Annotated in this window: 8 protein-coding genes; 1 reads left to right on the top strand and 7 read right to left on the bottom strand. The window is 39.1% G+C overall.

Annotation, left to right across the window (positions count from 1 at the left end):
• Positions 1–160 precede the first annotated feature (160 nt).
• The 6 genes from PHV30_10895 to PHV30_10870 all read right to left on the bottom strand — a co-directional run bounded on the left by PHV30_10895 (position 161) and on the right by PHV30_10870 (position 7,108).
• Complete coding sequence (locus PHV30_10895; protein ID MDD5457521.1) at positions 161–2,725, bottom strand: hypothetical protein; 2,565 nt, start codon at positions 2,723–2,725, stop codon at positions 161–163.
• A gap of 56 nt (positions 2,726–2,781) precedes the next feature.
• The gene (locus PHV30_10890; protein ID MDD5457520.1) at positions 2,782–3,198 is read right to left on the bottom strand and encodes a hypothetical protein; all 417 of its coding nucleotides are present in this window, start codon (positions 3,196–3,198) and stop codon (positions 2,782–2,784) included.
• Between the two features lie 98 nt (positions 3,199–3,296).
• Positions 3,297–3,566: an acylphosphatase gene (locus PHV30_10885; GenBank protein ID MDD5457519.1), complete on the bottom strand. Its 270-nt coding sequence runs from the start codon at positions 3,564–3,566 to the stop codon at positions 3,297–3,299.
• Between the two features lie 51 nt (positions 3,567–3,617).
• Positions 3,618–4,691 (bottom strand): tRNA 2-thiouridine(34) synthase MnmA, encoded by a 1,074-nt coding sequence (gene mnmA, locus PHV30_10880; GenBank protein MDD5457518.1) that lies wholly within the window; start codon positions 4,689–4,691, stop codon positions 3,618–3,620.
• Complete coding sequence (gene nadA / locus PHV30_10875; GenBank protein ID MDD5457517.1) at positions 4,684–5,598, bottom strand: quinolinate synthase NadA; 915 nt, start codon at positions 5,596–5,598, stop codon at positions 4,684–4,686. Before nadA ends, mnmA begins: the two co-directional genes overlap by 8 nt.
• A 229-nt stretch (positions 5,599–5,827) precedes the next feature.
• A complete protein-coding gene (locus tag PHV30_10870) occupies positions 5,828–7,108 on the bottom strand; it encodes an O-acetylhomoserine aminocarboxypropyltransferase/cysteine synthase (protein ID MDD5457516.1) in 1,281 nt (426 codons plus the stop codon).
• Between the two features lie 100 nt (positions 7,109–7,208).
• Between PHV30_10870 and PHV30_10865 the strand changes: the two genes are divergently transcribed.
• The gene (locus tag PHV30_10865; protein ID MDD5457515.1) at positions 7,209–8,768 is read left to right on the top strand and encodes a transglycosylase SLT domain-containing protein; all 1,560 of its coding nucleotides are present in this window, start codon (positions 7,209–7,211) and stop codon (positions 8,766–8,768) included.
• Here PHV30_10865 and PHV30_10860 read toward each other — a convergent pair.
• The coding region (locus PHV30_10860) for a glycogen/starch/alpha-glucan phosphorylase (GenBank protein ID MDD5457514.1) at positions 8,765–10,084 on the bottom strand (1,320 nt) is incomplete at its 5' end. The two genes, PHV30_10865 and PHV30_10860, sit on opposite strands and share 4 nt — an antisense overlap.

The raw sequence follows: 10,084 nt of genomic DNA, 5'->3' as shown, positions 1-10,084 counted from the left end.
CTAAAGCAAAAAGCTTGCTGGACTGCATATATAATTCATTATACAGGAAGGGCTTTTATTTTCGTAGCCCTGAGTCATTAGATAAAAAGGGCAGATATATAGCCCAGATGTATATGCGCCCCCAGGCAGTCTGGGCGCTGGCCTTTATCAAATAAACTTTTTATTCTTTTAGCTTTGGGCTTTCCATCATATACCACACTTTCAGTATCAATTTTTCTTCTTTTGAAAAATTATTATTTTTATTAATTTCAGTCAAGAAATCATAATTTTCCATATTTTTTAATCTGTTCAACTCCAATCCTTTTTTCTCCGCCATTTTTTGTGCTTCAGCTTTTATATTATCTTTATTTTTTAGCAGTTCTTCTACAAACGTTATCCGTTCCGAATAATGCTTTAAAGATTCATCATCCTCCATGGAACCGAATATAAAACGGATTGAATTGCGACAATCCGAGACTGAGGACTCAAAAAAGCCGAAACCTGTTCTGGTCGTAAGTATATAGCCCTTTTCTTCAGCTGAATTTCTTAAATATTGAATTATTCCCTTATGCAAAAATTCAATTATATGTAACTGCCTGTGATAAGCCTTCTTGCCTTTCAGCAAATTTTTTAATTCTTCATTGAATTGCAGGGATATGTATGAGCTGCCCGGATCATTGTTTTCTGCCACAACCGAAGTATTTTTTTCCTTTAATAAATCATATAACGTGCGACTGTTAGCCACGCTACGATTTCTAAGCTCTTCAGGAAACCCGGGCATTTCTCTAAATAAAAAACCCAGGAATTGATCGGCTATTTCAGGTACTGAGCCCTGTTCGGCCCTTGCCAGGCCTTCAATAAAGGGATCATCTTTTTTACCGGTTATCAGTATTATCGCGCTGCTGGGGAATTTATCCGTATTGATCGAAGCGAATTTTTGCAGGCTCTGTATTACAACTATCCGCAACTTTCCTGCTCCTACCCATGACTTTATGTTTTCATTCTCAAGAAATTCTTTAACTTCAGCATCATATAAATGCTGGGTTGATGTATCCAGGATCAGTGTAAACGGTTTGTCCTCAGAATATTTATTCATATTTGCCGACATCCAGCTCAGCAACGAATCCTTATCCAGAGGATCAATTTTAAGGGCATTGGCATTATTGGGATGAAAATCACAAAAAACAGCGCTGACCGACTCATCGGAAGGTCTAATGCTTTGCATGCCCGTTGAGAATTCCATTGCGCCATATTTTTCCATTCCAAAAATATCATCAAGTACCCTGTGAATTTCAAAATATATATTTGGCGTATGATAGAATTTGCCTTCCGGATTTTGTTTTCGAACTAGTTTTAAAATCTCAGAAATAGCATGCAGACCGCTGCCGGCCATATATCCATATTGTTTGACCTTTGCGTTTCGGGTTGTTTCATCTGCCTGGCCCGGATATTGTTCGGTTATTGCCTTTTTGTTTAACAAATCCCTGAGACTGAAGTTTGTTATATCCAGAATATTCAAAACAAAAAGGACCTCCTCAACTAAAAAAACATATTTGTCTTTAATCTCTGTACTGCTTGCCAATGCATCCAGCATACCGTCTTTTCTGGCCATTAAACTTTCGATCTTTTTAAGTCTCTCGCTTGTAAGTATTTTTTGAGTAATACTTAGTGTCTCATAATTTTCTTTTATGACTTTCCCCAGACCGAATAACATTTTCAGAGCTGCAGCCCTCATGAATTCTGTATTGGTTTGTGGTCGCGGTTGTTCCTTAATTGCTTCTGTTAATTCTTTGGAAAAAACTTTACCGCTTTTAATAAATTCACTATCCTCAACTTCCTTCCAGTATTTGGCAGCTAGTACCTGGTTATCCGCCGTTATAGGCTGGGGGTCCCGCTCGCTCTGTTTTATACTACTATCAAGAACCCATTGATCAATATTATTTAGCTGTATTGCTCCGTGTGAAGACAAGAATGCCTGGACCAAAGCCTTTTGTTTACCAGCTTTCCCACCCATATCTCTAACAAAAGAAAAATCCTGATTATTTATTTTGATCTGATGAAGAAGAAAAATGTTCGGTTTTTCTGTGTGTTCAAAAAATTCCTTTAATTTTTCGATAAAAAGATGTATCTTTTGCAGGTCTTCTTTTGAACAATCATGGATATCATGATTAGCAATGTTAAGGTTGAGATATATAGGTTCGGAATTGTTCTTGATTTCAAGGCTATCGGCCAGGCTTTTAAGTCGCGCTCTTTTTTGTGTCTTCTCATAGTCTCTTTTCCCTATATTTATTTCTTCCCACTCTATGTTTAGCGGCTGAACATTTCTTAATCCATGCAAAACATCAGGTCGCACTGGGTGTATGCTATACTTGCCCTGAAGGTTTTCTAATCCCAAATATTTTAGAGACCGACGAAAAAATTCTTGCGACAAAACTCCCCTCAGATACCCGGTTGCGCCCAGCAAACCTTTTTGCGCGGTCGCGCCGGCAGACCCATGTCTTAAGTAACGCAAAGCGGTTGCCACGATATTCATGCCAAGTTTCAGGTTGTATAAAGGATTTTTTTGCGCGTAATCATGTAATAATGTCAGTTCACGTAATACATGTGATTGCATATCTCTGGACTGATCATAAGTATCAACTGAGCCCAATTTAAAAGAAGAGATGCACCTGAACAACGCCGCAAGGCCCTTTTGCGCTTGAACAACCTCATTTTTTAACAAACTTATAACCTTATGGAAAACCATATATTTATTATTCCCGGAATATTTCTTTTTAAACCGGAACTGTTAAAGGAAAGATTTTATACTATTACCAGATTATAAAGGGTCGCATAATCTATGTTTTGTTCTTCCTGGATGTCCAGGATATGCTCCAGGTTATACGCGAACCATTTCAGGGTGTCTTTTATTTTTTCGTTATGTTTATCATAATCATCCAGGGCTAAAATAATTTTCTTATCAACAAGCTTACTGGGAATTTGTTTAGTTTTTTCCAGGATATAATGAAAAAATCCTGTCAAAAATTCCATCCTGTAGGCTAAAAAATCAACTCCGCCGAAATCAAGCTCAAGCTGTACTGCCGAATTCTCCAATGTGGCCTTTGCCGCAACCCGGCCCACAGAATAATAATCATAAATACCTTCGGTAAGCATATTTATATTATACCTGTTTATCATTTCTATTATTAATGCTTTATCTGATATTATCTTTTTTTCCATTTATCGTTTCTTCCCTATAAATTTATCGGTTTTCTAGCTAGATCATCCCAAATAATAGACAAAATTGCAGAAAATTTCATGGAAAACACTATAAATAATTAATAAATTATTCGAAAATCGTGGTAACTCGCTGACATGCTTCGCCAGTTTTCTGCTGAATCTGTAAGATAAAAACTAAAATAATCCTTTATATCGGCCAAAAAACCAAAGAGAACTTCTTTTTCTCCCTGTGCCAGAAGCTCCACAGTCCCATCGGATTTATTTTTTACCCAGCCATACACTCTATGCTTGTGAGCCAGCCGCATAGTGGTTGCTCTGAACCCGACTCCCTGAACCTGTCCTTTAAAAATCACATGCAGTTCTTCCAAAGTTTTCCTTCCGTTCCCCCATCCTACATAGGAGAGCGGCCGGGATGAGGTTTACTCGATAACTCCCCCACCGACCACGACATCTCCATCATAAAAAACCACGGATTGCCCAGGAGTTATGGCCTTCTGCGGTTTTTCAAAAATTACTTTTACTCTATTATTTTCTAACGGTATTATTTTGGCGGATGAAAGCTCGCTGGCATATCTGATTCTGGCAGATACACTTATTTCCTGCTTCAAGGAATCAATTGCGATCAAGTTTATATCCCCGGCCGTCAGTTCTTTTTTAGATAAATCAGCTTCTTTGCCCAAAACAACCTGATTGCTATTTTTATCTATCCGCAACACATAAAACGGCTCTTTGGCAGATATAACCAAGCCCCGCCTCTGGCCGATAGTATAAAACTCGATTCCTTTATGCCGCCCCACAACTTTTCCGTCCTCCAGTATAAAATCCCCCGCGCCGGACGTTTCTCCCAGTAAATAGGAATAATCACCGTCCACAAAATTCTGGCTTTCCTTTTTTTGCTCCAGGCCCAAGCCATATTTGACTGCCAGCTTTTTTACGTCTGCTTTCAAATAGTCCCCCAGCGGAAATAAAAGTATTTTCAGCTGTTCCTGATTTAACCTGTAAAGAAAATATGATTGGTCTTTTTTCAGATCCTGGGCTCTTTGCAGAATATACCTGGTTCTTTTTTTATCAAAATAGGTTTTGGCATAATGACCGGTGGCAAAATAATCAAACTCAAGACCACATTCACGTGCTTTCTGGATTAGCGCACCGAATTTGATTTTCTGGTTACAAACCACGCAGGGATTGGGTGTTCTCCCCTGATGATACTCGCTTGTAAAATAACTCAATACACATTCGGTAAATTCGGGGTTCAAATTAATACTAGTTATGGGAATATCAAGCAGTTTCCCAATTCTTCGGGCTTCCTGCGCCTCTTTATCTTTCCCCGGCCCATAACAGGTTTTGGAAATATTGGTAACACGTTTGTCTGTTTCGTCCCAGACATTCATATAAACACCGGATACCTTATAGCCCTCATCTTGTAAAAGTGCCGCAGTTACAGAGGAATCCACCCCTCCGCTCATGGCTACCAGAACTTTGCCTTTAGACATAGGTAAGCATGGCCTTCAGACAATAGCTTGCGGCTTGGATTACATCATCTTTTAAAACAATTTTTGTTTGATTTTTATGAAGCGCATAAAAAATGTCCTGAAGTGTGGTCTTTTTCATATTACAGCATTGATTCACGCTCCCAACTACCATGAATTCCTTGTCAGGGTTTTCTTTTTTCATTCTGTAGAGTATTCCATCTTCGGTTGCTACTAAAAATTTTTTGGCTTTGGACTTTTTTACATAATCAATCATACCTGTTGTCGAGAGCACCTGATCAGCCAGTCTTATAACTTCCAGTCTGCACTCCGGATGTACCAGCAGTAAAGCTTCCGGCCATTTGTTTCTACCCTTGTTCACATCCTCCATAGTGATGCGGTCATGTACGTAACAATAACCCTTGTCCCAGATAATTATCTTTTTGTCAGTAAAAGTCTGGCAATAAGCGGCCAGATTTCTATCCGGCACAAAAATTATTTCCTCAGCGTCAATTTTTTTTATTATCTGCACTGCATTAGCTGATGTGCAGCAGACATCAGACTCAGCTTTAACCTCTGCTGTTGTGTTTACATAGCAGATAACTTTGGCTTTTGGGTGTTGTTTTCTGAGCGCCCGAACATCTTCGGCATTTACCAGGCTGGCCATGGGGCAGCGGGCATCGTACTCAGGTAAAAGCACGGTTTTTTGCGGTGAAAGGATTTTGGCGGTTTCGGCCATAAAACGTACACCGCAAAACACAATACAATCTGCCTTGGTTTCGGCAGCCAGTCTGGAAAGTTCCAGTGAATCGCCGGCAAAATCAGCAATAGCCTGAATTTCCGGGCGCTGATAATTATGGGCCAGTATAATAGCCCTTCTCTGTTGTTTGAGCTTAAATATTTTTTCGATCAAATTTTTTTGTTTATGCATTAAGGGTTTCCTTGTTACATTTTTTCAGTCATTCCCGCGACCCAGCTACGCCGGAGGCTTCGCCGAGGAGAGAAGCGGGAATCCAGGAGTTAACGATTTTCTGTTTATACTAGCTTTCCCATAATGTCATACTGAGCTCGACTAAGTATGACTTTCCCAGTGTTAGTCACCCATTCGTCAGGCTCAGGGTGACCTGTTGGCTCTACAAATCTACAGAGCCCTGAGCCCCTTACTCCAGCGCTTGTTCTAAATCACTTATAATGTCATCAATATGCTCAATACCTATTGATAGTCTTATCAGGTCCGGCGTAATGCCGCCTTCCAGCTGTTCCTTGGCACTGAGCTGAGAATGAGTAGTGCTGGCCGGATGAATTGCAAGGCTCTTGGCGTCGCCGACATTGGCCAGATGTGAGAATAATTTCAGGTTGTCGATAAATTTTGAGCCTGCAGCGCTACCGCCTTTAATACCAAAAACTACCATGCCCCCAAAACCCTTTTTTAAATATTTACTCGAAACAGCATAGGAAGGGTCTTCCTTTAAACCGGGATATCTTACCCACGCTACTTTTGGATGATTAGCCAGATATTGTGCAACCTTTAAAGCGTTTTCACAGTGGCGTTCCATCCTGAGCGGCAGGGTCTCAATCCCCTGCAAAAAGATCCAGGCATTATCCGGTGATATACAAGCTCCAAGATTCCTCAACGGTACAAGTCTTAACCTGTTAATAAAGGCCAGATGGTTCTGCTCACCAAGGTCATAAGCAAAGCGAACATTATGATAGCTGCTGTCCGGTTCATTAAGCAGTTTAAACTTTTTATCTGTCCAGTCAAATTTCCCACCATCCACTACAATACCGCCTATTCCAGAGCCATGACCTCCCAGCCATTTGGTAAGAGAATGAATAGCTATATTGGCCCCGTGTTCCAGCGTTCGTAAAAGATAGGGTGTTGTAAAAGTGGCATCAACTACCAGGGGCAAGCGATATTTTTCTGCGATTTTGCCGATCTTTTCAATATCCGCAAAATCCAGTGTCGGATTGCCGATGGTTTCCGCATAAATCAGCCTGGTTTTTTCCGAAATAACGCCTTCAATTGCAAAAGAATCAATAATATCAACAAATTTTGTTTTGATACCGAATTGCGGCAGAATATCATTAAACATAGTATATGTTCCACCATAAAGATATTTTGAGGAGACTATCTCATCTCCTGTCGTACAAATATTTATAACTGTATTAAAAATAGCTGTCGTGCCAGATGCAAAGGCCAACGCTGCAGGAGCGCCCTCCAGTGCTGCCACACGTTTTTCCAGAACATCCTGGGTCGGGTTCATAATACGGGTATAAATATTGCCAGGTGTTTTCAGCCCGAACAAATCAGCAGCATGCTGGGTATCCTTAAAAACATATGAAGATGTTCGATAAACCGGAACGCCTCTGGATAAGGTATCGCTTTCAATATCCTGGCCCGCGTGCAGTGCTAAAGTTTCGAAATTTAATTCATTTTCCATATATTTATCCCCTTCCATTTTTCTGCATTATAACATTTTCCGTTTTTCATTTCTAAATAAATTGTTTAGGAATTCTGATTTACGGGCACAAATTGTACGTATGGAAGCAACAGTATATCCAAAGCCTATAAAAGACTATTTACGCAGTGAGGTTAAAAAACTAAAAGACAACGCCTCGGCAGAGGACATTGCCAAAGATAGTAAAATAAATTACGATGCTGAAGCCAAAAATATGGCTCCGGATATTAAAGATGTCGAGCTCAAAAAACTGGTTTTACAAAAGCATAATCTATCTATGCGCTTTGGAATATTCGGGCTGGGAGACACAGCCATTATAAGCAACGGGGAGAAGAAGGCTGCCCAAGAAGAGCTAAATGTTTTGCGGGAACTTTTTCAAACTCTTGATGTTAATAATGACAGACAAATAACCTATGTAGAAAATGAAATATTAAAAGCCTGCTTAAACTCTTCAAAAAATTTTGATGAAGCCCTGCAAAAAGCCAAAACTGTACGGCAGGTAATAGATTTCGATAACAATGGGAAAATTTCAGATAATGAAATTGTGGCACTTAAACGGGAATGGGCATGTTCAAATTCTATTGATGATTTTATAAAAACTGTTGAAAATGAAAAAAAAGAAATGTTGGCTGAACTAAAAGCCAGCGAAAAAAATCCGGTTATGCTGCCCGGGACTGTTTTGAAGGCATTATATAAACTGGGCTTTTTTTATAAGAGAGGTGAACAGGGCGTACTTTATGAGAATGTCGGCTGGGACGCAGCTCTGGATAATTTTAAGCAAAGATACAAGCTCTCCCATATTAATGACGATATCTGCCATAAAGATATTTTGTTAACCTTAGATTATCTATTAAAAGACAAAAAAAAAGATTCCAGGGATGGAGTAATCCCTATAGAACTCATTAATCCTAAAAAGTCTAAAACAGATGACATCAGGGTTGCCGCCAAACCGGGCCATGGCAAAAACAAAAACGGCATGAAAGATCGAATGTTACTAACTCAAAGCAAATCTTTTGATAAATATTTGCCTGAAATTAAAAAATACTCAGCTGGATATAACGTCCCTTTGCACATGATACTGGCAGTTATCAGAATTGAAAGCGCCTGGAATCCAAGAGCGAAGTCCAAAACAAATGCTATGGGATTCATGCAATTAATGAAGCCTGCTGTAGTGCAAACAAAAATTGAGCTAAAAAAGGATCTTTACAGCAAAAATTATGGCAACTCGACATACCTGCCGCAGCTTACAATTGAAGCAATAGACAAACTGGATCCATTACAAATAAACCTAAGGGATGAGGAACAACACAATGTAAATCTGATTAATATTCGAGTTGGCGTTCGTTATCTTAAATATCTGCTGGATAAATATAAGAATTATCAAAATGCATCTTCTGAATTGGCGATTGTTGCCTATAACCTCGGAGAAGGTATCCTGGGAAACATCTTAAAACAAAATTTTTTAACACCAAATAATACAAATTCCGTAAATCTTTTAATAGCGTTAAGAAAATCCCTCAATCCTGTTAACAGAACAAAAATTGAAGAAGCTATAGGATACATAATTAATTTTAATTTATTTAATGCAAAATATGCTGACTGGTGCCAAAAAAACAAAAACTATCTGGCAAATATAGGCTAAGTTTCTACGGTTTTGAGGTCCCAGACTTTTTCGCTATACTCTCTTATGCTGCGATCACTGGAAAAATAACCCATGCGGGCGATATTCAGAAGCATTTTTCTACCCCATGCCTTTGGATTTCTGTAAAGATCATCTATTTGGTGCTGTGTGTCCCTGTAGGCTAGCAAATCAGCCAGCACCAGATACCTGTCTCCGGGTGTGCCGTCTTCCTGTTTGTAAACCAGTCTGTCTGCAATACTCCAAAGTATTTTTTGTTCATCATTATCATCAGTCAGTTCATTATTCCAAAGCTGGTCTATGAGCTGTTTTATTTCCGGATATTTATCATACATATCTCTTTTAGGATCATAATTTCCATTCTGTAACAAGATATCCACTTCTTCAGCCTTCTTACCAAAAAGGAAAACATTCTCTTCTCCTTTGTTGTCCTGGCCAATCTGCTCAGCCATTTCTATGGTAGAGCCATCCCAGGTGCCTACTGTTAAAGCGCCGTTCATAGCAAATTTATTATTGCCTGTTCCTGCTGCTTCCATACCTGCGGTAGATATTTGTTCACTAACGTCGGCTGCGGGAATTATTTTTTCTGCAAGCGAAACATTGTAATTCTCCATAAAAACGATTTTTATTTTATCTTCAATATCCGGGTCATTGTTAATCTTTCTGGCCAATATGTTAATAAACTGAATAATATCCTTGGCTGTTTTATAACCCGGTGCAGCCTTGCCTGCAAATATATAGGTGCGGGGGATAATTTTTGCGTTCGGATTAGCTTTTATTTCATTATATTGCATCAGAATATGCAGCGCATTCATAAGCTGTCTCTTATACTCATGTATTCTTTTTACCTGTATATCAAAAATTGAATTGGGGCTTACTCTGATCCTACTTACAATTTTACCGGTTTTATCTCTAAGTGGATTACGCTTTTCAATAACATCAACCAGGTCTGACTTATTCGCAAGTTTGACCCTGATTAATTCTTTGATAAAATCTTCATCATCCACAAATTGTTCCAGTTCTTTTAAATGGGATAAATCTATAATCCATTTATCACCGATTTTAGAAGTTATTAATTTGGCTAATCTGGGATTGGCTTTTAGCAACCACCTTCTCTGGGTAACTCCATTGGTTATCCCTAAAAATTTTTCAGGATATATTTGATAGAAATCCGAAAAAACAGTTTCTATTAATTTCCGAGCGTGCAATTGCGACACACCATTTACCTTCGAACTTCCAACAATGGCCAATCTGGCCATATTAACGTCCTTTCCGTCAATAATAGACAACCGTTTTATGCGGTCAACATCACAAGGAAC

This window comes from Candidatus Margulisiibacteriota bacterium (assembly GCA_028715625.1).
Taxonomy (GTDB): domain Bacteria; phylum Margulisbacteria; class Riflemargulisbacteria; order GWF2-35-9; family GWF2-35-9; genus JAQURL01.
This window is presented reverse-complemented; position numbering and strand designations above follow the sequence as displayed.

Bases quoted from the DNA above. Each gene is read 5' to 3' on its own strand.
- PHV30_10895 (MDD5457521.1), bottom strand. From the start codon at position 2,725: ATGGTTTTCCATAAGGTTATAAGTTTGTTAAAAAATGAGGTTGTTCAA.
- PHV30_10890 (MDD5457520.1), bottom strand. From the start codon at position 3,198: ATGGAAAAAAAGATAATATCAGATAAAGCATTAATAATAGAAATGATA.
- mnmA (MDD5457518.1), bottom strand. From the start codon at position 4,691: ATGTCTAAAGGCAAAGTTCTGGTAGCCATGAGCGGAGGGGTGGATTCC.
- nadA (MDD5457517.1), bottom strand. From the start codon at position 5,598: ATGCATAAACAAAAAAATTTGATCGAAAAAATATTTAAGCTCAAACAA.
- PHV30_10870 (MDD5457516.1), bottom strand. From the start codon at position 7,108: ATGGAAAATGAATTAAATTTCGAAACTTTAGCACTGCACGCGGGCCAG.
- PHV30_10865 (MDD5457515.1), top strand. From the start codon at position 7,209: ATGGAAGCAACAGTATATCCAAAGCCTATAAAAGACTATTTACGCAGT.